29 protein-coding genes and 2 pseudogenes are annotated in these 20,914 nt (G+C 68.4%); 19 read left to right on the top strand and 12 right to left on the bottom strand.

From position 1 onward, the window contains the following. Positions 1 to 106: 106 nt before the first annotated feature. On the bottom strand, positions 107 to 490 hold the full coding sequence (locus tag OG303_RS01495; protein WP_405863893.1) for an integrase core domain-containing protein: 384 nt from the start codon (positions 488 to 490) through the stop codon (positions 107 to 109). A gap of 22 nt (positions 491 to 512) precedes the next feature. Between OG303_RS01495 and OG303_RS01490 the strand changes: the two genes are divergently transcribed. From OG303_RS01490 to OG303_RS01455, 8 genes and pseudogenes are all read left to right on the top strand, one after another. Further along, a complete protein-coding gene (locus OG303_RS01490) occupies positions 513 to 848 on the top strand; it encodes a suppressor of fused domain protein (protein WP_405863892.1) in 336 nt (111 codons plus the stop codon). A 181-nt stretch (positions 849 to 1,029) separates the two neighbouring features. Next, positions 1,030 to 1,929 carry an aminoglycoside phosphotransferase family protein gene (locus tag OG303_RS01485; protein WP_405863890.1) on the top strand — a complete coding sequence of 300 codons (900 nt, stop codon included), beginning with the start codon at positions 1,030 to 1,032 and terminating at the stop codon, positions 1,927 to 1,929. A gap of 114 nt (positions 1,930 to 2,043) precedes the next feature. Next, complete coding sequence (locus OG303_RS01480; RefSeq protein WP_405863888.1) at positions 2,044 to 2,268, top strand: hypothetical protein; 225 nt, start codon at positions 2,044 to 2,046, stop codon at positions 2,266 to 2,268. A gap of 4 nt (positions 2,269 to 2,272) precedes the next feature. Next, entirely contained in the window at positions 2,273 to 2,647 is a 375-nt protein-coding gene (locus OG303_RS01475) for a fic family toxin-antitoxin system, toxin component (RefSeq protein ID WP_405863886.1), read from the top strand. A gap of 194 nt (positions 2,648 to 2,841) precedes the next feature. Continuing rightward, positions 2,842 to 3,045 (top strand): annotated as a pseudogene (locus tag OG303_RS01470) (ATP-binding protein); the annotation flags it as partial. 74 nt (positions 3,046 to 3,119) lie between these two features. Further along, positions 3,120 to 3,563 carry an HIT family protein gene (locus OG303_RS01465; protein WP_405863884.1) on the top strand — a complete coding sequence of 148 codons (444 nt, stop codon included), beginning with the start codon at positions 3,120 to 3,122 and terminating at the stop codon, positions 3,561 to 3,563. Positions 3,564 to 3,625: 62 nt separating this feature from the next. Next, positions 3,626 to 4,507, top strand: coding sequence for a transposase (locus tag OG303_RS01460; protein WP_405863882.1), 882 nt, complete (start codon positions 3,626 to 3,628; stop codon positions 4,505 to 4,507). Positions 4,508 to 4,616: 109 nt separating this feature from the next. Then, entirely contained in the window at positions 4,617 to 5,132 is a 516-nt protein-coding gene (locus tag OG303_RS01455; protein ID WP_405863880.1) for a hypothetical protein, read from the top strand. A 168-nt stretch (positions 5,133 to 5,300) separates the two neighbouring features. On the opposite strand, the gene OG303_RS01450 is transcribed toward OG303_RS01455, so the two are convergent. Beyond that, positions 5,301 to 5,735: a hypothetical protein gene (locus OG303_RS01450; protein ID WP_405863878.1), complete on the bottom strand. Its 435-nt coding sequence runs from the start codon at positions 5,733 to 5,735 to the stop codon at positions 5,301 to 5,303. Positions 5,736 to 6,098: 363 nt separating this feature from the next. Between OG303_RS01450 and OG303_RS01445 the strand changes: the two genes are divergently transcribed. Together OG303_RS01445 and OG303_RS01440 are read left to right on the top strand one after the other, a co-directional pair. Next, complete coding sequence (locus tag OG303_RS01445; protein ID WP_405863876.1) at positions 6,099 to 6,542, top strand: nuclear transport factor 2 family protein; 444 nt, start codon at positions 6,099 to 6,101, stop codon at positions 6,540 to 6,542. Positions 6,543 to 6,694: 152 nt separating this feature from the next. After that, on the top strand, positions 6,695 to 7,315 hold the full coding sequence (locus OG303_RS01440; protein ID WP_405863874.1) for a hypothetical protein: 621 nt from the start codon (positions 6,695 to 6,697) through the stop codon (positions 7,313 to 7,315). A gap of 284 nt (positions 7,316 to 7,599) precedes the next feature. Here the strand turns inward: OG303_RS01440 and OG303_RS01435 are convergent. The 3 genes and pseudogenes from OG303_RS01435 to OG303_RS01425 form a co-directional block, all read right to left on the bottom strand. Continuing rightward, positions 7,600 to 7,734, bottom strand: a pseudogene (locus tag OG303_RS01435) (FAD-binding protein); the annotation flags it as partial. Continuing rightward, positions 7,731 to 8,150, bottom strand: coding sequence for an arsenate reductase ArsC (locus OG303_RS01430; protein WP_405863872.1), 420 nt, complete (start codon positions 8,148 to 8,150; stop codon positions 7,731 to 7,733). The gene OG303_RS01430 and the pseudogene OG303_RS01435, both read right to left, overlap by 4 nt. A gap of 40 nt (positions 8,151 to 8,190) precedes the next feature. Continuing rightward, the gene (locus OG303_RS01425) at positions 8,191 to 8,508 is read right to left on the bottom strand and encodes a hypothetical protein (RefSeq protein WP_405863870.1); all 318 of its coding nucleotides are present in this window, start codon (positions 8,506 to 8,508) and stop codon (positions 8,191 to 8,193) included. Positions 8,509 to 8,610: 102 nt separating this feature from the next. Between OG303_RS01425 and OG303_RS01420 the strand changes: the two genes are divergently transcribed. Genes OG303_RS01420 through OG303_RS01410 form a run of 3 tightly spaced genes read left to right on the top strand, consistent with a single transcriptional unit; the run spans position 8,611 to position 10,820 of the window. Next, complete coding sequence (locus OG303_RS01420) at positions 8,611 to 8,925, top strand: ArsR/SmtB family transcription factor (RefSeq protein WP_405863868.1); 315 nt, start codon at positions 8,611 to 8,613, stop codon at positions 8,923 to 8,925. A 36-nt stretch (positions 8,926 to 8,961) separates the two neighbouring features. Then, entirely contained in the window at positions 8,962 to 9,753 is a 792-nt protein-coding gene (locus OG303_RS01415; RefSeq protein WP_405863866.1) for an aquaporin, read from the top strand. Continuing rightward, a complete protein-coding gene (locus tag OG303_RS01410) occupies positions 9,750 to 10,820 on the top strand; it encodes an ArsO family NAD(P)H-dependent flavin-containing monooxygenase (protein ID WP_405863864.1) in 1,071 nt (356 codons plus the stop codon). The genes OG303_RS01415 and OG303_RS01410 overlap by 4 nt, the downstream gene beginning before the upstream one ends. Here OG303_RS01410 and OG303_RS01405 read toward each other — a convergent pair. Both OG303_RS01405 and OG303_RS01400 read right to left on the bottom strand, forming a co-directional pair. Beyond that, complete coding sequence (locus tag OG303_RS01405; RefSeq protein ID WP_405863863.1) at positions 10,786 to 11,334, bottom strand: DinB family protein; 549 nt, start codon at positions 11,332 to 11,334, stop codon at positions 10,786 to 10,788. The genes OG303_RS01410 and OG303_RS01405 overlap by 35 nt on opposite strands. A gap of 29 nt (positions 11,335 to 11,363) precedes the next feature. Beyond that, positions 11,364 to 11,732, bottom strand: a complete 369-nt coding sequence (locus OG303_RS01400) for an ArsR/SmtB family transcription factor (protein ID WP_405863861.1) — start codon at positions 11,730 to 11,732, stop codon at positions 11,364 to 11,366. 86 nt (positions 11,733 to 11,818) lie between these two features. Here OG303_RS01400 and OG303_RS01395 point away from each other — a divergent pair, with 86 nt between their 5' ends. Together OG303_RS01395 and OG303_RS01390 are read left to right on the top strand one after the other, a co-directional pair. Continuing rightward, positions 11,819 to 12,175: an ArsR/SmtB family transcription factor gene (locus OG303_RS01395; RefSeq protein ID WP_405863859.1), complete on the top strand. Its 357-nt coding sequence runs from the start codon at positions 11,819 to 11,821 to the stop codon at positions 12,173 to 12,175. Next, a complete protein-coding gene (locus OG303_RS01390) occupies positions 12,172 to 13,305 on the top strand; it encodes an MFS transporter (protein ID WP_405863857.1) in 1,134 nt (377 codons plus the stop codon). Before OG303_RS01395 ends, OG303_RS01390 begins: the two co-directional genes overlap by 4 nt. A 59-nt stretch (positions 13,306 to 13,364) precedes the next feature. On the opposite strand, the gene OG303_RS01385 is transcribed toward OG303_RS01390, so the two are convergent. Continuing rightward, complete coding sequence (locus tag OG303_RS01385) at positions 13,365 to 14,255, bottom strand: flavin-containing monooxygenase (RefSeq protein ID WP_405863855.1); 891 nt, start codon at positions 14,253 to 14,255, stop codon at positions 13,365 to 13,367. Further along, positions 14,207 to 14,440 carry an FAD-dependent oxidoreductase gene (locus tag OG303_RS01380; protein ID WP_405863853.1) on the bottom strand — a complete coding sequence of 78 codons (234 nt, stop codon included), beginning with the start codon at positions 14,438 to 14,440 and terminating at the stop codon, positions 14,207 to 14,209. The genes OG303_RS01385 and OG303_RS01380 overlap by 49 nt, the downstream gene beginning before the upstream one ends. A 105-nt stretch (positions 14,441 to 14,545) precedes the next feature. Between OG303_RS01380 and OG303_RS01375 the strand changes: the two genes are divergently transcribed. Genes OG303_RS01375 through OG303_RS01365 form a run of 3 tightly spaced genes read left to right on the top strand, consistent with a single transcriptional unit; the run spans position 14,546 to position 16,536 of the window. Then, positions 14,546 to 15,910 carry an NAD(P)-binding domain-containing protein gene (locus OG303_RS01375; RefSeq protein ID WP_405863851.1) on the top strand — a complete coding sequence of 455 codons (1,365 nt, stop codon included), beginning with the start codon at positions 14,546 to 14,548 and terminating at the stop codon, positions 15,908 to 15,910. 28 nt (positions 15,911 to 15,938) lie between these two features. Beyond that, entirely contained in the window at positions 15,939 to 16,406 is a 468-nt protein-coding gene (locus tag OG303_RS01370; RefSeq protein ID WP_405863849.1) for an ArsI/CadI family heavy metal resistance metalloenzyme, read from the top strand. 7 nt (positions 16,407 to 16,413) lie between these two features. After that, complete coding sequence (locus OG303_RS01365; RefSeq protein ID WP_405877889.1) at positions 16,414 to 16,536, top strand: hypothetical protein; 123 nt, start codon at positions 16,414 to 16,416, stop codon at positions 16,534 to 16,536. Between the two features lie 109 nt (positions 16,537 to 16,645). Here the strand turns inward: OG303_RS01365 and OG303_RS01360 are convergent, their stop codons facing one another. Continuing rightward, positions 16,646 to 17,563 (bottom strand): alpha/beta hydrolase, encoded by a 918-nt coding sequence (locus OG303_RS01360; RefSeq protein WP_405863847.1) that lies wholly within the window; start codon positions 17,561 to 17,563, stop codon positions 16,646 to 16,648. Between the two features lie 225 nt (positions 17,564 to 17,788). Between OG303_RS01360 and OG303_RS01355 the strand changes: the two genes are divergently transcribed. Next, positions 17,789 to 18,658: a helix-turn-helix domain-containing protein gene (locus OG303_RS01355; protein ID WP_405863845.1), complete on the top strand. Its 870-nt coding sequence runs from the start codon at positions 17,789 to 17,791 to the stop codon at positions 18,656 to 18,658. A gap of 341 nt (positions 18,659 to 18,999) precedes the next feature. Here OG303_RS01355 and OG303_RS01350 read toward each other — a convergent pair whose 3' ends face one another. Next, the gene (locus OG303_RS01350; RefSeq protein WP_405863843.1) at positions 19,000 to 19,659 is read right to left on the bottom strand and encodes a response regulator; all 660 of its coding nucleotides are present in this window, start codon (positions 19,657 to 19,659) and stop codon (positions 19,000 to 19,002) included. Beyond that, on the bottom strand, positions 19,656 to 20,858 hold the full coding sequence (locus tag OG303_RS01345; protein ID WP_405863841.1) for a sensor histidine kinase: 1,203 nt from the start codon (positions 20,856 to 20,858) through the stop codon (positions 19,656 to 19,658). The genes OG303_RS01350 and OG303_RS01345 overlap by 4 nt, the downstream gene beginning before the upstream one ends. Between the last annotated feature and the right edge of the window lie 56 nt (positions 20,859 to 20,914).

Raw genomic sequence — 20,914 nt, 5'->3', positions numbered from 1 at the left:
GTCAGGAGATCGCGCACGTCAGTGGCTTCTGTGAGACCAAGCCCGTTTAGAAGGATGGTCCCAGTGCCCCGAAGCTGACTGAAGCGCTCCGGGATCGGTGGAGGCTCTATGTGTTGACTCCAGCCGCCGGTTGGGGCTGGTGTTGAGCGTAGTAGTTGGTCTCGTGCTCGTGAGGCGGGATGTCTCCGATCGCTGTGTGGAGACGCTGGTTGTTGAACCAGTCGACCCATTCCGCAGTGGCGAGTTCGACGTCAGAGAGGCCGTGCCAGGGCTTGCGGAGCTTGATCAACTCCGTTTTGTAGAGGCCGGTATGGGATTCCATGAGCGCGCTGTCCAGGGCGTTGCCGACGGTGGCGATCGAGGCGTCGATGCCGGCGTCGAGGAGGTGCGCGGTGAAGGCGAATGACGTGTATGGACTGCCCGCGTCCGAATGATGAACCAGCCCCGGTCCAGCGGGAGTTCCGGCGCGGTCTCGGCGCCAGAGCGCCATGTCGAGGGCGTCGAGGACGAGTTTGGCCCGCTTGCTGGTGGCGGCGGGCCAGCCCACGAATGTCCGGGCCTACTACCACTGCGGAGGACATCAGTTCGACCTGGAGCACCTGGCGATCGGTGAACCGTGGGTGCCGGGGTCAACCTGCGATCACCTGCTGATCAGCCTGCCCTATCTCCACGGACCAGACCTTGAACACTGTCCCGTTCCCGAGGGCCACGCCCGCATCCTGTGGACCCTGCCCGTAACGACAGCCGAGATCGAGTTCCGCAGGCGTCACGGACACGAGGCGTCGGAGCAGCTCTTCGACGAGGTAGAGATCATCCCCACCGATCCTTTCAAGGCGTCGGTTGCCTGAGCATCCGTCCTCCGGCGGTCACCGATGGTGGTCGCCAGGGGCGTATCGGCTCCAGGTTCGGGAACATCCGGAAATCCGTCCGTAGTCGATCACCTGTCCCGGCCGACGCTAGCAGGACCTGAAGGGGATGTTCCTGAGTGCGAGAGCCGCTCCGCCTGCCGCCTCAGTACTGTGACTTCGCATGACCGACACCGAGATCGAGATCACCGCAGACCTGGTCCGCGACCTGCTGCAGGAGCAACATCCAGACCTTGCAGGGCTGGCCATCCGCGAGGTGGCGGGCGGCTGGGGCAACCAAATGTGGCGCCTCGGGGACGAGTTGGCCGTGCGCATGCAGCGCATGGACCCCACCCCGGAACTCCAGCTCAAGGAGCGGCGGTGGCTACCCCTGCTGGCCCCGCGCCTGCCGCTCCCGGTGCCGACCCCGGTGCGGTTCGGCGAACCGTCCGAGCGCTTCCCCAAGCACTGGACCGTGATGACGTGGGTTCCCGGCGAGCCGCTGGACCACGGCTCGATCAGCCGCGGCGCCCACGCGGCCGACACGCTGGCGGGTTTCCTCCGGGCGCTCCATGTGGAGGCGCCCGCCGAGGCGCCGATCGCTACGGACCGCGGTGCCCATCCCAGGAACTGCACGGACGGCTTCGACCACTTCTTCCACGCCGTTGCCCCCGACGACGATATCGCTGCCGACGTCCGGGCCGTCTGGGACGACGCCGTCGCAGCGCCCGAGTGGGAGGGGCCACCGCTCTGGGTGCATGGCGACCTCCATCCTGCGAACGTCGTGGTCTCGGACGGAACGCTCTCGGGCATCGTCGACTTCGGTGACATGTTCGTCGGCGATCCGGCATTGGACCTCGCCGCCGCATGGGTGTTGCTACCCGCGGGCACGGCCTCACGGTTCTTCGACACGTACGCGCGTGCAGACGAGGCGGCGATCCGGCGCGCCCGCGGGCTGGCCGCTATGAAGAGCCTCTTCCTGATGCTCATGGGGCAGAACGGAGATCGGGGCCTTCCCGGCGGCAAGCCGAACTGGGGACCTGCAGGTCGGGCGGCACTTGATCGTGTTCTGAAGGGTGTTTGATGCACGCTTCTTTGAACTTGTTCTCGATCTTGGTTGAGGGCCATGCGGCAGCCCACCTTCGTGGGTTCAGCCCCTCCCTCCCCACCAGGCCTCGGATCCGGCTACCGTGGTGCCATGGCGAAGGAAATCCGTATCACGGTCGATGACGAGACGTTCGAGGAACTGCAGCGTCTCGCCGCTGACGGCCATGTGGAGCCCGCGCAGTACGCCAGCCAGCGGCTGACCGCAGACCTGGCGCGCGTCCGGTTCCTCGAGGGCGCGAAGGCATTCGCCGACGAGCACGGGCAGGCATTCGCCGAGCGTTTCGGGACCGGCCCCAGCAGCAGCCACGCCGCCTGACCTCATGCCCCTCGTTTTGTTCATCGACGAGCGGTGGCTGCTCGAAGTCGCACAGACGCTGGTGCCCGGCGACCCGGACGTCACCGACTACGGCGCGCTCGCGGCCGCCGTTGCCCGCCACAAGCACTCGGTCATGGGGACTCTGGTGTACGAGGCCGCACACCACCGGGCTGCCTCGCTCCTGCATTCCCTCGCCCGGGTCCCGGCACTCGATCACTCCAACGAGTTGTTCGCTGCCCAGGTCGCTTACGCCTACCTGAACGCCAGCGGCATCCAGGTCAAGATCGGCAGCCAGGAAGCGATCGGCCTGGTCGGCGACGTTGTCGCGGGGCGCCGGGACGTGCGCCAGGTGGCCGAGGCCCTGAAGAACTGGGGCTGACCGACACGAAGAGGAAGTCCCTGGGCTGCTCAGCCCCGGGACTCCTGATCATGTCGAGCACGAGGTGTCGGCTCTCGACCGCATCTGTGTGGTGCTACCGGCGCAGCAGCGCGCCCGGCGTCCAGGCCGCGCCGGCAGCATGAGCGCGCCGACGACGTTGCCTATGGCGAGGAATGCCAGAGCGATCCTGAAGGCAAGTTCTCACGGAGCGTGAGGAGAAGAGCAGTAACGCGATCGCCTCCAATGAGGTTTTCACCGGCTGGAGCCGGACCTTCACGGACCCGCGGCTTTGCGCGGCGATCGTGGATCGGCTCACTTTCAACGCGACCCTCATCGAGACCGGCACCGAGTCGTACTGCCTGGCTCGGACCAAGGCCCGACGGAACGGTGCCGGGTGAAAGTCGCTCGCGCCTGGCTGCCGCTTCTGATGGTGTGAGCCGCACGAGGTACTCGGGTCTTGAGGGGACGGGCTGTGACGGACGGCGGATGCGTCTTTTGTGCAATAGCGAGAGGTCAGGCGGACGCCAGCATCGTTCACGAAGACGAATCGGTGATCGCTTTCATGGATCTCCAGCCCGTCACCCCGGGCCACTTGCTGGTCATTCCCAAGGTGCACGCGGTGGGGCTGGAGGATCTTCAGGAGGACGTCGGCGTCCAGGTCTGGAAGGTTGCGCATCAGCTCGGACGCGCACTGCGCCGATCAGGCTTGCGGTGTGAGGGCGTCAACTTGTTCCTTGCGGACGGCGAAGCAGCCTTCCAGGAAGTTTTCCACGTTCACCTGCATGTCTTCCCTCGCTTCACAGGTGATCCATTTCGCATCGATGCTGACTGGCGCGTGCAGGAGCGAGACCAGCTCGACAAGACGGCTGATGCCGTTCGTGGCGGCCTCGCTGCCCTCGACACCAGGCAACGCTGACGGCGATCGCTCTCCGGGCCGGACACGGTCTTCAGCATGAGGCCAAGGAAGTTCATTTGTGGATGAATCTGGGCCAGGCCGTCGAGAAATGCGTCGCCGCGCACCGCTCCTGTCTCAGCGCACCGCCGTCGGCGCCGACCCCGCCACCGTCCGCGCAGCCACCGCCCCGTCCCGCAACGGCGCACGGCAATGGCCGCCTCGCCGCACGGCTGCAAGCCCATCACGCCCTGGTCCACGGCCTGTTGGAGCAGGGCATGGGGGTCCGGGCCATCGCCCGCCACCTGGGCTGGGGCCGGCACACCGTGCAGCGGTACGCCCGCGCCGAGCACTGGTACCAGGTCTCCCCGGGACGCCACCGGCGCGGCAGCAGCCTCGACGTCCACCACACCTACCTCTCCCAACGCATCACCGAAACCCGTGGCCGCATCTCGCTCACCGCCCTGCACCACGAACTCGCCGAACGCGGCTGGCAGGGCAGCTACTCCACGTTGCGCGACTGGGCGCGGCACTGCCTTCACCAGCCCCGCCGGACCCCACAGCCGCCCCCAGCACCGCCGACCGCACGGCAGGTCACCGGCTGGCTCGCCCGCCGGCCGAGCTCGCTCTCCGAGGACGAACACCGGCAGCTCAAAGCGGTTCTGGACGCCTGCCCAGAGCTGGCCACCGCGCACCAACTAGTACGTGACTTCGGTGACATGCTCACCCAGCAGACCGGCGTCCTCCTGCCCGCCTGGATCGACGAGGCCCTCACGGCGGACCTGCCCGGCCTGACCGGATTCGCCCGCGGGCTCACCAATGATCTCGATGCCGTCACCGCCGGGCTGACGCTCCGCTGGAGCTCCGGTGGCACCGAGGGCGCCGTGAACCGCATCAAGAAGATCAAGAGGCAGCTGTACGGCCGGGCCGAATTCGACCTGTTACGGAAGATGATCCTGCTCGCGTGACCCCCCGCTCCGGCTCCTGCGCCATGGCAGTTGAGCATTGTCACCGGAGGCTGGTCACTAGTAGGTTCGAGCCGCCGATGTTCGAGCGACGGGGAATACGGGGCCCGGGGTGGCACTGCTGGACACGCTGGTGACAACGGCAGCCGGGGCGCTGTCCGCCACGATCGGGGTCCTGGTCGGGGGCATTGTCACGCACCGGGCCCAGGACCGTCAGTGGCTTCGGGACAAGCAGTTGATCGCCTACGAGGAACTGATCAGCCACTACGCCAAGTTCACGATGATCATCAGCCGCGCCCATGCCGATCAACAGGGATGGGACTACGACTGGAGCGAGTGGAGCGCGACCCTGACCCGTGCCAGCCTGGTTGCCCCTGTGGCCGTCGCAGCGGAGATCGACAACTTCGGCAAGGCCATCAACGCATTCCTGGACCAAGTGGCGCGCGACCCGGCACGCGACCCGTCGCGTGACCCGTTGAGCCAGGAGGAGTTCGCCCAGGCCAACAGAGCACCCGCCCAGGCACAGGTGCAGTTGGTCAACGCCATACGACACTCACTGAGCAAAGATCAAAAGGCGCTGCCCTTCTGGATAGGCGGATCGCTCGCGGGCAGTTCCAACGACACCTGATAGACGCGGCACGGCCGGAAAGCCCATCCATCGCCCACGCTCGCACGGTGCATCCCGGTGCTCATCAAGGAATCGAACACGCCGTTCACCGACCGTGACGGCTCCCCGTGATCGCTGCCAGATCCTTGAAGGGCTCTGGCACAGATCTTGGGGAGCGGTCGCGGAAGGTTACTGATCTGCTGTACTGCTCAGCGACGCCGCAAGACGGGCGGCGGTCTTCTCGCCCGCTCGCTGCTTTATCAGGCCTTCCTTGGCTGCTGCGCGAAGCGTGACTTTCGAGGTGCTCTCCCCGCCCTTTGTCACCAACGCAGTGACCACTACAGGATTCATGCCGCCGGCGCCACCGCTGGCAACGACACGGATCGTCTCCCGGTCCCTGCCAGGCTCGACATGCATGGGCTCCACTGCTCGCCCGGCTTGTCCGAGCACTTTGACGACACGCTTGACGGCATCGTCAAACGGCAAGGGGAGGACAAGGTCGATCTCATGGACGTTCTTCCTCATCAGCTTGGCCACAAGCCGGGTCAAGCCACCGCTGCCCCCGCCAACGGCACCCAGAGCAGCGAGCTCTTCAGCCAGGATCTCGTCCTCACTCTGGTCCACGCGCCCTCACCCTTCACTGCCTGAGATTCCCATGTAACCAGCCATAGGCCCCCGCCAACAGGCAAAGCCCGTTGGCCTCGGGCTTTCACGAGTAATGCCGTCCACCACTTGATCAGAAGCGCGAGAAGCGCTCCTGACCTCCAACGATCGGACTTGTCGAGGGGCCTGACCGTTGGTGTCGAAGGAGCACTTCTCAGGTGAAGCGTACTGGCCTGTATACGCATGTCCGGGTCCGGGGGCGACGGCCGTGGGGGCCGTCAGTCGGGCGGGTGGGGTGCTGCTGGTCGAGACAGTCCGCGAGACCGGCCCGGATCAGGCGATAATGATCACTAGTCGCCTGTGCGTGTTACTTGGGGAGGTCTTGTGAGTCTGAGTCCGCGTGAGGTGTTTCTCCGGCTTGTTCATGGGGTCGCCGGTGGGAATTTCGACGAGTTGCCTGACCTGTATGGCGAGGTCACCGATGTCCGCCATCCGATGGCGACGCCGGAGTCCGAGCCGTTGACGAGTCGGCGTGCGCTCCAGGGGCACTTCACGGTGCCGCCGGAAGTTCGGGAGTCCTTGCCGAAGAGGCGGGTCGTCGATGTCGTCGTTCACGAGACCGCCGATCCTGAAGTGATTGTCGCCGAGTTCGCCTATGAGTTCACGTTGCCGGACGACTCCATGGCCAAGGTGCCCTGCGTCTTCGTCATGCGTGTCCGGGACGGTCAGATCATCGAGTCACGCGACTACATTGACCCGATCCGTACGTACACGGCACGCGGGGACCTTGACCGCCTCGTCGCGTCGTTGCGGAAGGGTGTTTCCTAGCGTCCTAGCCTCGCATTTTCACCAACGAGCCTGTCCGCAGCGTGATCAAAAAGGTGAGGAGGGCCTCTGCCTTGGGACGATGGGACATGTCGAGGGTCCTGGTCGTCGTCAAGAAAGCTGCACTCCTCAGTAGCGCCAGCTGGCCCCGCTGTTTGGGATCTCGAAGTCCGCGGCCCGCGTCCGACAGTCAACTCGACGGCCGCTCCTGGCAGGACCGCGTCGACGTGCGGGACACGGAGAACCTGGTCCGGTTGCTGCACTCGGTCGCCTACATCGTCATCGCCTACCTGTCCGGCATGCGCGACAGCGAGGTCAAGCACCTGCGCCGTGGCTGCCTGTTCAAGGAAACCGACACCAGCGGCCGCATCAGCCGCTATCGCGTGACCAGCCAGGCGTTCAAGGGCGAAGGCACGCCGTGGGGAGTCGAAGCAACGTGGGTCGTCGGAGCGCCGGTCGCCAAGGCCATCGAGGTGCTGGAACAGCTCCAAGGCCCGAGGCAGAAGCGTCTGTTCGCCATCCCGCGCACCTCCCGGCACTTCAGCCGCTCCGCCCGGCGGGCCAAGGCGGCCACCTGTACCAACACCGATCTGTGGGACTTCGTCCGGTGGATCAACACGTACTGCACCGACCACGGCCGCAGCGACGCCATCCCGCCGGTCAGCGGACGCCAGTGGATCCTGGGCACCAGCCAGTTCAGGCGCACCCTGGCCTGGCGGGACGGCATGTCCGAAGGACGGTCGAGCACGGCCGCATGGTTGCCGACCTTCCGGTGACGTCGTGAACGCGGTCTGTCGCGGAGCCAGTTGAGATCTCTAGGCTCTGCTCACGTCGAAGCAGAAGCGGGGCAGGAAGCACCGAACGCCACAAAAGCGGGCCCCACGCCTTCCCTCGGTACCGCGACCGCGTGCGGCGTCTCCGGTGCTGCCGGGCGGCGGGTTGCCGCTGCGGGGGAGCCTGGAGCAGACGGCGAGGATGCTGGAGCACGCGAAGCCGGACCAGCTGGTGGAATTGGTGTTGCCGTACGTGTGGGTGTCCCTTGCCGACGGCCGTGTCCCGGCGAACCGCCGAAGACGAGGGGCTTGAGTTCGGCGCGGGCGGTGTTGAGGGCGGCGGTGTATCCGGCGGGGCCGGAGCCGATGACGATGACCTCGCGTATGCCGTCTCTGCCGGTGCTGTCGGTCACTGGGGTCATGCCTCCTGCTTCGCGTCGATCTCGGCGATCAGGGCCTCGATGCGCGTCTTGATCTCGTCGCGGATGGGGCGGACGGCCTCGACGCCCTTGCCGGCCGGGTCCTCAAGGGCCCAGTCGAGGTACTTCTTGCCCGGGAAGATGGGGCAGGCGTCGCCGCAGCCCATGGTGATGACGTAGTCGGACGCCTGAACGGCCTCGGTGGTGAGGATCTTCGGCTCGGCCGCGGAGATGTCGACGCCGACCTCCTTCATGGCCTCGACCGCGGACGGGTTGACCTGGTCCCCGGGGATGGAGCCGGCGGAGCGGACCTCGATCCGGTCGCCCGCGAGGTGGGTCAGGAAACCGGCGGCCATCTGGGAGCGCCCGGCGTTGTGGACGCAGACGAACAGCACGGAGGCGAGCGGGCTGGAGGACACGGGTTCTTCCTTAGTACGAGGAGTGCGAGGTGTACGGGGCTCAGGAGCTCGGCAGCGAGTCGAGCAGTTCGGTGATGTGGGCGTCGATCTCGTCGCGGATGCCCCGGACGACGGCGATCGGGGCGCCCTCGGGGTCGGTGACCGGCCAGTCCAGGTAGCCGCGGCCGGGCACGATCGGGCAGGCGTCCCCACAGCCCATCGTGATGACGATGTCGGCGGCTTGCACGACCTCGTCGGTCAGAGGCTTGGGGAACGCGTCCGTGAGATCCACGCCGCGCCCGCGGTAGCGCAGGGCGAGGCTCGCGATGCCGGAGGCCAGGCGTTCGTCGAGCAGGACGGGGGGCGTGGATGCGGTCATGGGAAACCCCTTCGGGGCGTGGGCCTCACGGGTGTGGGGATGCGGGGCCCAGGGTTCAGCTCAGGCTGGTATCAGCTCGGAGTGATGTGAGAGTATCAGTCCATGATGACGTCAGTCGATACTGATCTGATGCGGGTTCTCGCGGACCCGCTCCGCCTCCAGATCGTCACCTTGCTGGCCAGGGAGACGCTGTGCAGCACGCACCTGATCGAGGAGACGGGGGCCAAGCAGACCAACCTCTCCAACCATCTGAAGGTGCTGCGCGAGGCTGGGGTCGTGGAGACCGAGCCCTGCGGCCGGTTCACCTACTTCCGGCTCAAGCCCGACGTCATCGCCTCCCTCGCGGGCCAGTTCGCCGACCTGGCGGAGACCGCGCGCGCCACCACTGAGAACAATGTCAAGCGGTCCTGCCCCTGATCACCGCCCTACGGCGACTGCAATGAAGGAGTCCTGTTGACCGCCACCGAGGCCGCCGAGCACAACAGAGCCGGGGAGGCCGCCATAGCCTCCGCCGCTCCCGGGCGTGAGCCCCAGCCCGCGCCGGGTGCCACCCCGCCCCGTACCCCGCTGACTTCCCGGGCCGTAGCCGAACTGCTCGGCACCGCCCTCCTGGTCGCCGTCGTAGTCGGCTCCGGCATCCAGGCGACCGAGCTGACGCAGGACGTCGGGGTGCAGTTGCTGGCCAACTCGATCGCCACCGTCTTCGGGCTCGGCATCCTGATCCTGCTGCTCGGCCCGGTGTCCGGGGCGCACTTCAACCCGGTGGTCACGCTGGCCGAGTGGTGGACGGTCCGACGCGGCGGCGACGGCGTCACCGCTCGCGAGGTCGCGGTGTACGTCCCCGCACAGGTCGTCGGTGCCATCGCGGGCGCGATCCTGGCGGACGCGATGTTCGGCAAGCCCTTGGTGGAGTGGTCCACGCACGACCGCTCGGCCGGCCACCTGCTGCTGGGCGAGGTGGTGGCCACCGCCGGGCTCGTCCTGCTCATCTTCGGCCTGGCCCGCACCGACCAGCTGCGGTTCGCGCCCGTGGCCGTCGCCTCGTACATCGGCGCCGCCTACTGGTTCACGTCCTCCACGTCCTTCGCCAACCCGGCGGTGACGATCGGCCGTACCTTCAGCGACACGTTCGCGGGCATCGCGCCGGGCTCGCTGCTGGGCTTCATCGGCGCCCAACTCGTGGGCGGGGTCGTCGGTCTGGCTCTGGTGGCGCTCATCTTCGTGCATGGCCGGTCCGCTGAATGACCCCTAGTACGCAGGTGGTGGTGATCGGCGGCGGCCAGTCCGGCCTCGCTGCCGGTTACCACCTGCGCCGCCGCGGCATCGACTTCGTCATCCTCGACGCCCAGGCGGCGGCGGGCGGTGCCTGGCAGCACACGTGGGACTCGCTCCACCTCTTCTCGCCTGCGGCCTTCTCCTCTCTGCCGGGACGGCTCATGCCGCCCCAGGCGGAAGAGGAGTACCCGGATGCCGAGCACGTGGTGGCGTATCTGCGGGACTACGAGAAGCGTTACGAGCTGCCGATCGAGCGACCGGTGCGGGCGCTCGGCGTGCACCGGGATGGTGAACTCCTGCGCGTGGAGACCGACTCCGGGATGTGGCATGCCCACGCAGCGATCAGCGCGACGGGCACGTGGTGGCGGCCTTTTCTCCCCGCGGTTCCGGGAAGGGGTCTCTTCGAGGGGCGTCAGCTGCACACGGTGGAGTACCGCAGCCCGCGTGACTTCGCCGGGGAGCGCGTCGTGGTGGTCGGGGGCGGCAATTCCGGTGCTCAGATCGCCGCCGACCTGGCGTACGACACCGAGCTGACCTGGGTCACCCAGCGCTCGCCCCGCTATCTGGCCGACGACATCGACGGCCGTGCCCTGTTCGACGCGGCCACCGCCCGCCGCCGCGCCCTTGACGAGGAGCGTACGGACACTGGCGGCGTGGCGTCGCTGGGCGACATCGTCGCCGTACCGCCTGTGCGCGAGGCTCGGGATCGGGGCCTGCTCAAGGCGAGCGCGATGTTCGCCAGGCTCCTCGCCGGCGGCGTCGAGTGGGCCGACGGCACCCGTGCCGAGGCCGACGCGATCATCTGGTGCACGGGCTTCCGACCGGTTCTGTCCCACCTGGCCCCACTCCAACTCCGGGGCCGGCGCGGGCGCATCGCCACCGAGGGCACCCGAGCGGCCGGCGAGCCGCGCCTCCACCTGCTCGGCTACGGCGACTGGACCGGACCTGCCTCGGCCACGCTCATCGGCGTCGGCCGCCCAGCCCGCGAGGCGGCCCGTGAGATCAGCACGCTGCTTGCGGACCTGCAGGCAGGGTGAGTTGGCGACGGTGGAACTCGAAGTGCTGGGTCGGATACCGGTACAGGTCCGCGATCGTCATGACGTCCGGGAAGAACGGGTCCCAGCGCGTCGGGTAGTGCATGCCCAGTGAGAGTTGGGCTTCCCGCTCGGCGTCGAGCCGCCGGTGCAGCCCGGCGATCACGCGGTCGAAGGCCGAGCCCATGCCGCGACGTCCGAGCACCCTCGCGCCACCGAGCGGGCCGAGGTAGTTCACGACGTCGAAGGGCCGAGTACCTGCGTCTAGGACACGGGCGAAGGCCCGGCTCGCACCGCGCGGCAGCTGTCCGAAGGTCCGCATCAGGACCAGCAGCGGCCGTATCAGGATGTAGCCGAAGAGCATGTGGAACAGCAGCTGCTCGTTGGTCCACCGGGTGCCGTCGGTGGGCCGGCGCAGGTCGGCGTCGGTGGCCTCGTCGAGGAGTTCGTGGAATGCCGTACGGGCCTGTTCCAGTTCGTCGTGGACTGCCTGCCGGTCCAGCGACGGTTCATCCATCGCTCTCACCCGCTTCCCGTGCGGTGGGCTCAGCCCAGAGCGCTGAGCATTCGTCCCATCGCGGCGACCACCGACGGTTCCACCCGGTAGTACACCCAGGTGCCTCGCCGCTCGGAGCTGAGCAGGCCGGCTTCCTTGAGCTTCTTCAGGTGGTGGGAGACGGTCGGCTGGGAGACGCCGACGTCGGAGATGTCGCACACGCACGCCTCGCCGCCGTCATGTGAGGCCACGGCCGAGAACAACCGCAGCCGCACCGGGTCGCCGAGCGCCTTGAACATCCGGGCTGTCTTCTCGGCCTCGTCGGCGGTCAGCGGGCGCTCCGTGAGCGGAGGGCAGCACGGCACCACGGCCTCAGGGACCTCGGGTTCCAGCAGCGGCAGCACCTTCGTATTCGACATGCGTCTATGTTGACACATGTCGAACCAGTGAGCGAGGGGCCGCGGCGATATCGCATCCCGAGGTAATCGATTATCGTCGATTATCGATGAGCGATTATGTGGAACGTCCCGAGGCCGAGCGGTACGCGCACTGGTTCAAGGCGCTGGCCGACGCCACGCGCATTCAGATCGTGACACTGCTGGCGCGCAGCGGTGAGCCCATGGCCGTGGGGCAGATCGTCGAGGCCGTGGAGGTGGGGCAGTCGACGGTCTCGCATCACCTCAAGGGGCTGGCGGAAGTGGGCTTCGTGCTGGTCGAGCGGAAGGGTGCGTCCAGTTGGTACCGGCTGAACGAGGAGTGCGTCCACGCTTTCCCCTCGGCGGCCGATGTCGTCATGGGCCGCCCCGCGCCGGCCCGAAACGCAAGCAGTGGGGCGCGAGGGCGCCGGCGTAGCGAGCCATGACCACCGGCATCGGGCAGGCGGAGCGGGCGCCGATGCGTTCGGGGGAGGTCTATGTCCTGCTGCTGGGGCTGGGGGCGCTGGACGCGGCCGGGTACAGCGTGATCGCGCCGGTGCTCCCTGGCCTGGCCGCGCAGACCGGGGCCAGTGCCACCGTGCTGGGGATGCTGGTTGCGGCGTTCCCGCTGGGGATGGTCGCGGGCTTCGCGCTGGGCGGGATCGTCATCCAGCGCAGTAGCCCGGCACGACTGCTGACGGTGGGGCTGGCGCTGGTCGCGGCGGGCGGCCTCGGGTTCGTCTTCGGTGCGGACCTGGCCGGCTTCGCCGTCTCCCGGCTGGTGATGGGACTGGGCTCCGGGTGTCTGTGGCTGGGGATCACCTTCGCCACCCTGGCTGCCTGGCCGGGGCAGGAGTACCTGTGCATGAGCCGCATCTACGCCGCCTACTCCGCCGGCGGCCTGCTGGGCCCGCTGCTCGGGGCGATCCACGGGATGCGCGGCCCCTTCCTTGCCTACCTCGCCCTCGTCCTCCTCGCGCTCGTACCCGTGCTGACGCTCCGGCTGCCTGCGACGGCGGTCGCCTTCGCCCCTGACCGTCGCGCTCTGCGCTCACCTGGATTCCGGGCGGCAGCTGTAGCCATCGCCTTCGCCGTGCTGGCGCTCGGCACGCTCGAAGGGGTGCTGCCGCTCCACTTCGGCACGAAGTTGGGTCAGTCCCAGATCGGGGTGCTGTATGCGGCGACGTCGGTCGTAGTGGCGGTCGCGGGAGTGGTGGCGGGACGGTGGCCGCCTCGGGCGATGCTGCTGGTCTCCACCGTGCTGGTGGTCGGCGGCTTCGCGCTCGCCGGAGCCAGTACGGACGTACCCGTATGGATCGCGGCACTCGCCGTCGCAGGGGTCGGCATCGGGCTGGCCAACACCGGAGCGACCGGTGTGCTCCTCGACGCCGTACCCCCGCAGCGCATCCTGACGGCCATGGTTCTGTGGTCCCAGATCGGCATCCTGGGCTACCTGGCGGCTCCCCTGATCGGCGGCCCCGTAGCCGATGCCTTCGGCTACGGGGCGGTCGCCGCCGTTGTCGCGTTGATGGCCATGGGAGCAGCCGCGACGCTCGCCCGGTCCAACCGGTCATGAACCGCCGGCTCCGCACCGCCACTTCTGCCTTGAGGGCGCCTTCTGGAGGTGCCCAGACCTCAGCCGGCTCGTCCCTCCTCACCGAAGCGGGCCAGGTGGGCCGCGACGCACCGCGCTGTCCGGACGGCGTCCCGGCCCACTCCGCGCAGGGAGTTCGAGGACAGGCTGCGCTGCCACTCCAGGCCGACGTAGGCCAGTCCCGGGCGTGTGAGCCACATGCCCTCGCGGTGGCGAGGGCGCCCGGATGCGTCGAGGGCGCCGAGCGGGGCGAGGTAGTCCAGGTCGGGTCGGTAGCCGGTGGCCAGCAGGATCGTGTCGACCTCCTCAGAGCTGCCGTCGGACCAGATGACCTTGGAGTCGCTGATGCCGGTGAACAGCGGGCGCCTGTCCGGTCGTCCGGCGGCGACAGCGGCGCTGTATCGGCCGTCGTCGATGAACAGCTGGGTCGGCGGGGTGCGCAGGAACCGGCCGATGGGCAGCGTGTCGAGGCCCGTGCGGGTCAACCACCAGTGCAGGTCCCGCCCCAGCATGCGCTGGCGGGCGAACCTGACGGGATGCCGCGCCGCCAGCGTCACCTGGGCCCGCTCGGCGATCTCGGCGGCGATCTGCACCGCGGAGTTCCCTGCACCGACGACCACGACGCGCTGCCCGGTGAACGGCTCGGGTACGCGGTAGTCGGCGGCGTGCAGCACCGTCCCGGCGTAGCTCTCCAGGCCCGCAAGGTCAGGGAGGTGGGGACGCCCGAAGGCGCCGGTGGCCGCGACCACGGTGCGTGCCTCCAACCGGCTGCCGCCCTCCAGGCTCAGCCTGAACACGTCCTCGCCGTAGCCGACTTCGAGCACTCGCGTCCGGGTGCGGATCTCGGCGTCCAGCCGGTCGGCGTACCGCAGCAGGTAGGCGATCACCTCGTCCCGGTGCGGGTAGCGATCCGGGTCCCCGCCGAAAGACATCCCCGGCAGCGAGCTGTATCCGGCGGGAGAGAGAGCGTAAGGCTGTCGTAGTAGCGCGACCACGATCCGGCGGGCCGGGCGGACGCCTCCAGAACCACCGGCTCCAGCCGCTGTCGGCGCAGGGCATGCGCCGCGGCCAGTCCGGACTGACCGCCCCCGATCACCGCTACGTCCACTCGCTCCATGATCCATCCTCCAGATTAGATGAATGTCTATGTTGACGCTTATCGATACAGGTGTCATGCTGGCAGCGCAAGAGATCGACGGATGTCGAAACAAAGGGGAATCTCGTGAACGCGCTCACCACCGACCAGCTGCCCGTCGTGGTCATCGGAGCAGGCCCGATCGGCCTGGCCGCCGCCTCTCACCTCGTCGAGCGCGGCATCGAACCCTTGGTCCTGGAGGCCGGACCGTCTGCTGGCAGCGCCGTTCGCGACTGGTCGCACGTCCGGCTGTTCTCGCCTTGGGGCGAGGTCATCGACCCGGCCGCCGAGAAGCTCCTCGCCCCGACCGGCTGGGTCCGCCCCGACACCTCCGTCTATCCGACCGGCGGCGACTGGGCGAAGCAGTACCTCCAGCCGCTCGCCGACGTCCTCGGCGACAAGGTCCGCTACCGCGTGACCGTGACTGGCGTGGCCCGCGCGGGGCGCGACCGCATCGTCGACTCCGGCCGGGACGAGCAGCCCTTCACCGTGCACATCCAGACCGCCGACGGCCGCGAGGAGCGGATCACCGCCCGCGCCGTCATCGATGCCTCCGGCACGTGGACCACTCCTTCTCCGATGGGCGCCGACGGCCTCCCCGCGCTGGGCGAGAAGGCAGCCGTCGCTCGCATCGCCTACCGTGTCCCGGACCTCAACGACCCGGCCGTGCGGGCCCGTTACGCGGGCAGGCGCACCGCGGTCGTCGGCTCCGGAGCCTCCGCCTTCACCGCTCTCGCGCTTCTCGCCGACCTGGCGAAGGAGGAAGAGGGAACCCACGCGGTGTGGGTCCTGCGCCGCGGCATCGGCGCCGACACCTACGGCGGCGGCGAAGCCGACCAGCTCCCCGCCCGTGGCGCCCTCGGCCTGCGCGCCAAGGCCGCCGTAGAGGCCGGCCACGCCAGCGCGATCACCGGCTTCCGCACCCAAGCCGTCTCGCACGACGGTGACCGACTGGTCCTCGAGTCCGAAGACGGCCACCGCACGGACCTCATCGACGAGGTCATCGTCCTGACCGGCTTCCGCCCGGACCTCTCCTTCCTCTCCGAGGTCCGCCTCGGCCTCGACGAACGCCTTCAGGCGCCGACCGACCTCGCCCCGTTGATCGACCCGAACGTGCACTCCTGCGGCACGGTCTACCCGCACGGCGTGAACGAGCTCTCCCACCCCGAGCAGGACGTCTACCTGGTCGGCATGAAGTCCTACGGCCGCGCCCCGACCTTCCTCGCCATGACCGGCTACGAGCAGGTCCGCTCCGTCACCGCCGCGATCGCCGGCGACCAAGAGGCCGCCGAGCGCGTCGAGCTCACCCTCCCGGAGTCCGGGGTGTGTGGCGGCGCGGGCCTGTTCGACGAGCCGGAGAACGCCGAGCAGTCCGGCGGCGGATGCTGCGCCGCCCCCACCACGCTCCAGATCGGCATCGGCGCCCCGGCCTCCACGTCCGGCGGCTGCTGAACCCCGCACCCACACAAGGAGGTTGGCCATGACATCCCGCGTACAGCTCGCCCTCCGCGTCCCGGATCTCGACGCGTCCGTCGCCTTCTACAGCAAGCTCTTCGGCACCGAACCCGCCAAACTCCGCGACGGCTACGCCAACTTCGCCATCGCCGAGCCCTCGCTCAAGCTCGTCCTGATCGAGGGAGCGGAGGACGAGGCGACCCGCATGGACCACCTCGGCGTCGAGGTGGAGAGCACTGACGCGGTCCACGCAGCCACCGCCCGCCTCAGCCAGGCCGGCCTGGCCACCGACGTCGAGGAGGACACCACCTGCTGCTACGCCCTGCGGGACAAGGTCTGGGTCCACGGGCCCGGCCAGGAGCCCTGGGAGGTGTACGACGTCAAGGCCGACGCCTACTCCCTGGCCAAGCAGCAGGACAGCACCTGTTGCGCCGACCCGACAGCGGCCGACACCGGCGGCGCGAAGGAACCCGTCGCTGTGGGCTGCTGCTGATCCGCCGATGACCGACCTTCACACCAGCGAGGCCGCGACCGGAACGGGGGACCGGTCGCGGCCTCGCGCCGCCCTGCCCGCCCTGCGCGCTACCCAGATCACCAGCTGGGGCATCGTCTACACAAGGTGATGCGGCGCGGCGAAGAGGTCCGCATCGCCCGTAGTGACCTGACGCACCTGATGCGGTTGATGCCGTCACTGAAGGAGTCGATACGGGCAGGAATGGGCACGTTAGGCGGTTAGCCAGCCAGGTGCTTGCCGAAGAACTCGGTGAGCCTGGCGACGGCGGGGGTGACGTATTCGTCCTTGTCGTACAGGTCGATGTGGGTGGCGCCGTCGATGATGACCAATTCCTTGGGCTCGACCGCCTTCTCGATCGCTTCCCGGCTGAAGTAGGCGGTCTCTGCCTCCGAACCGGCCATCATCAGCAGGGGACGGGGTGAGATGAGTCGGATCATCGCGTACGAGTCGTACTGGGCGATCAGGTCGATACTGCGCAGCACCCATCCCTGGTTCGCGCGGGGGTGGTAGCCGCGCGGGGTGCAGTAGAACTCGAACGTCTCCCGGAACTGCATGGTGGCGGCCTCCAGCAGTTCCTCGGCGTTGTCGGGAATCCACGCGGCCGGCTGCGGGGCCGCGCCGCGTGCTTCCGCGGTGCGCAGTGCACCGGCCTGGTCGAGCATGGCGTTGAGAATCGCCGGGTCCTGTGTGCGGCCCAGTCCCTCACGGAACACCGACCCGAGGTCCACGGCGCTGACCGTGGCGACGCTCTTGATGCGGTGGTCGGTCTGCGCGGCGTACGGGAGGTAACCGCCGGACGCGCAGATACCCAGCGCCCCGATGCGCTCCGGGTCGATGTCGTCACGGGTGGTCAGGTAGCTCACCGCGGACTTGATGTCCTCGGCCCGCTGGAACGGGTTCTCCAGGCCTCGCGGCTCGCCCTCGCTCTTGCCCTGGTAGGCGGCGTCGAAGACGAGCGCGGCGAACCCGGCACCCGCCAGACGCTCGGCGTAGATGCTCGGGCTCTGCTCCTTCACACCGCCTCCCGGATGGGAGATGACGACGGCCGGCAACCGGCCGTCAACGTGGTCATCGGGGGTGAAGAGAATCCCGGCGAGGGCGAGATGGTTGCTGGGGCAGGTGACGCTGGTCCTCATGTTCTGTGTCTCCTGGGTGCAGTGAGAAAGTGCTGCGACCGCGGACAAGACGGATTCCTCCGGCCAGGCCTTCCACCTTCGGGCGGCCCCGTCGGCCGGTCACGTCACCGACACTCGCACGCGGTACGCGGGTGGGTAAGGGTCGTCTTGTGTCCCCGGACAACGCTGTCCTGGGACACGACAGGCCCCCTGTCACGGGCATGGCGCGGTGCAAGACTTGTCCCCATGAGCAGCAGCAACGCCCACCACAGTGAACTGGGTGCCTTCCTCAAGGCGCGGCGTATGGAGCTGAGCCCGGCCCAGGTCGGGCTGTCCGATTCGGGCGGCAGGCGCAGGGTCCAGGGTCTGCGCCGGGAGGAAGTGGCCTTGCTGGCGTCGATCAGCCCCGACTACTACACGCGCCTGGAGCAGGGCCGCCGCCAGGCTTCCGAACCGGTGCTGGACACCCTCGCGCGTGTTCTCCGGCTCGACGACGGCGAGCGTGCCTACATGTTCGAACTGTCCGGCAAGGACGCTGCCCGGCCCCGTCGGCGCACCACGCAGAAGGTCCAGCCGCAGCTGCAGCGGCTGCTGGACGACCTGGCCACCACGCCGGCCGTCGTCCTGGGCCGGCGCACGGACATCCTCGCCTGGAACCCCATGGCCGCCGCCCTGTTCATCGACTTCGCGCAGATCCCGGAGAAGAAGCGCAACTTCGTACGGCTGGTCTTCTGCGAACCGGCCATCAGAGCGCTGTACCCGGACTGGGACTGGGTGGCACGGACGAGCCTGGCGCAGCTGCGTATGGAGGCCGCCCGGGACCCGAAAGATCCACGGCTGGCCGAACTGGTGGGCGAGCTGTCACTTCAGGACCCCGACTTCCGACGGTGGTGGGGCGCCCATCACGTCGCCGTCCAGGGCACGGGCACGAAGGTCCTGCAGCATCCGATCGCAGGACAGCTCACCCTCGACTGGTCCTTCCTCACCTGCACCGCCGATCCCGACCAGCAGCTCATCGCCCTGACCGCCGAGACCGGCTCACCCAGCCACGATCGTCTGCGCATCCTCGCTTCATGGGCCGCGCAATCCGCCGGCCACTCCGTGGCAGACCGCTAGACGAATGAGTCCGGTGTCAGGGCCGGTGCGCGAGCTTGAAGAGAGGGCGCTCAAGATCATGTTGTGACGCAAGACCTGAACACCCTCTTGACCGTGCTGTACGTGAAGATCGACGGCGAGATCGGAGGGACCCGGTGGATGGGACGGCCGCCGCTGCTGACCGACTCCGAGCTCGTCTGCCTTGCCGTGGCGCAAGCCCTGCTCTGCAGGTACAGGTCCAGGCACGCCGCTCGCGCAGCGCGACGGCGAGGTCTTCCAGGTACGTGCCCATGCCGTCCCACCCGCCGAACTGCTCGGCATCGCCACGGCGGTCACCTGTTTCGGGGTTCTGCTCGGCAGGCTCAGCGGTAGAGGCCGGCCCGGAAGGCGAACGAGACGAGTTGCGCTCGATCACGTGCGCCGACCTTCGTCATGGCCCGCACCGCATGCGTCTTCACGGTGAACGGTGACACGGACATCTGGGCCGCGATCTCGTCGTTGCCGAGACCGCTCGCGACGAGAACGACCACGTCCCGCTCCCTGGGCGTCAGAGCGTCGAAGCGTCGCAGCAGTTCCTGGTCGATCACCGGGGGCGGACTGTCGGTCATATGGCCGATGAGCGCGGCCGTCGCGGCGGCCGACAGCGCACCGCCACCGCCAACGACCTCGGTGATTCCGGCGACGAGTTCAGCGGGACTCACGGTCTTGCTCAGGAAACCGTTGGCGCCCGCGCGCAGGGCGGCGAGAACGATGTCGTCCTGGTCGAAAGTGGTCAGCACGATTACCCGCGTCTTTTCGGGTGGGTGCTCTTTGCGGATCCGGCGGGTGGCTTCGACACCGTCGATGCCGGGCATCCGGATGTCCATCAGGACCAGGTCGACGGGGTGGTCCCGGAGGAAGGGGACGACCTGGAGTCCATCGGAGAGATCACCCGCAACAACGAGACTTGGGTCGAGCCGGAGCATCACCTTGATGCCGGTCCTGATCTCGTCCTGGTCGTCGACGATCAGAATCCGCGTCATCGGACGACGGCTCCCAGGGGGCTGAACTCCGCATGGACCCGGAATCGCCCGTCGTCACTGTCGATCGTCAGCCGCCCGCTGGAGGACTCGACGCGTTCGCGCATCCCCACGAGTCCGAGTCCGCTGCCCGAGCCGGAGCCGCCCAGTGAGTGACCGACGCGGTTCTCCACGGTGACGGAGATCCTGCCGTCGCGCTCGCGCACATCCACCGTTGCCGCCCCCTCTCCATGCCGGTAGGCATTCGTGAGTGCTTCCTGAACGACCCGGTAGACCGTCACGCCGACGCTGGGCTCCACGAAACCGGCGGGGATGTCGAGGGAGGGATGGACATCGAGGCCGATGCTCTCGAAAGAGGCAATAAGGCCTCCCAGGCCGCTGAGCGCCGGGGTCGGCCGGAGTGCCTCGTCGTCGGAGATGTCGTCTCCGAGGCGGAGGAGCGCGAGAATCCGTTGCGTTTCGACGACGACGGTGCGGGCGCTGGACCTGGCCGAGACGAGGGACTGCCGGGAGGACTCGGCGTCTTCGGGCAGCCCGATCTCCGCGGCACCGAGATGCATGCTCAGCATCGCGACCTGGTGGCCGATGACGTCGTGGAGGTCCCGGGCGATGCGGAGACGTTCCTCGGTCACCCGTCGGGTCGCTTCGATCTCGCGGGTGGCGAGGGCGCTTTCGGCCCGTTCCTCCAGGGTGCGCCAATGCTCTCGATGGATGCGCAGCGCGGCCCCTGTCGAACCTCCTGCTACGGCTGAGAAGAGTGCGGCGGCTCCCACGATCGCGCCACCACGGAATCCTCCCAGCGTCATGAACGCCCCCAGGAAGAACGCCGCCACGATGCCCGTTCCGGCCAGCGGCTGCTTCCCCATGAGGGTGACCGAGAACAGCACGAGCACCGCCATCATCCACACCGACAGGGGGTCGTGGCCCACCGCTGTGACGGCGAAGGACGCCGCGCTCGTCACGACCAGTCCTGCCCACGGCCTCCACCATGAGAGGGCGACACCGCCACCGGCGAGGAGCACGGAGAGGACCGTCGGCCAATCCGACCCTCGCAGGATCACAGCCGCGATCTGGCCGGTGAACACCAGCGCGGCCACCGAATAGGCGACGAGGTGCAGCGCCTCGGGGCGGCGGACCCACAGGGGTGCCACGGGCCCGTCCTGATTGTTCTGCGCCTTGACCATGACCTGATTCTCGTCCACGTCTGCTGCGGCCGTGTACTTCGAATGATGTAGACGGCGGGCCCGGTCCGGGCGAT

It is taken from the genome of Streptomyces sp. NBC_00005, assembly GCF_045160215.1.
Taxonomy (GTDB): Bacteria; Actinomycetota; Actinomycetes; order Streptomycetales; family Streptomycetaceae; genus Streptomyces.
The sequence above is the reverse complement of the archived record's forward strand: the minus strand, read 5'-3'. Positions and strand labels throughout refer to the sequence as shown.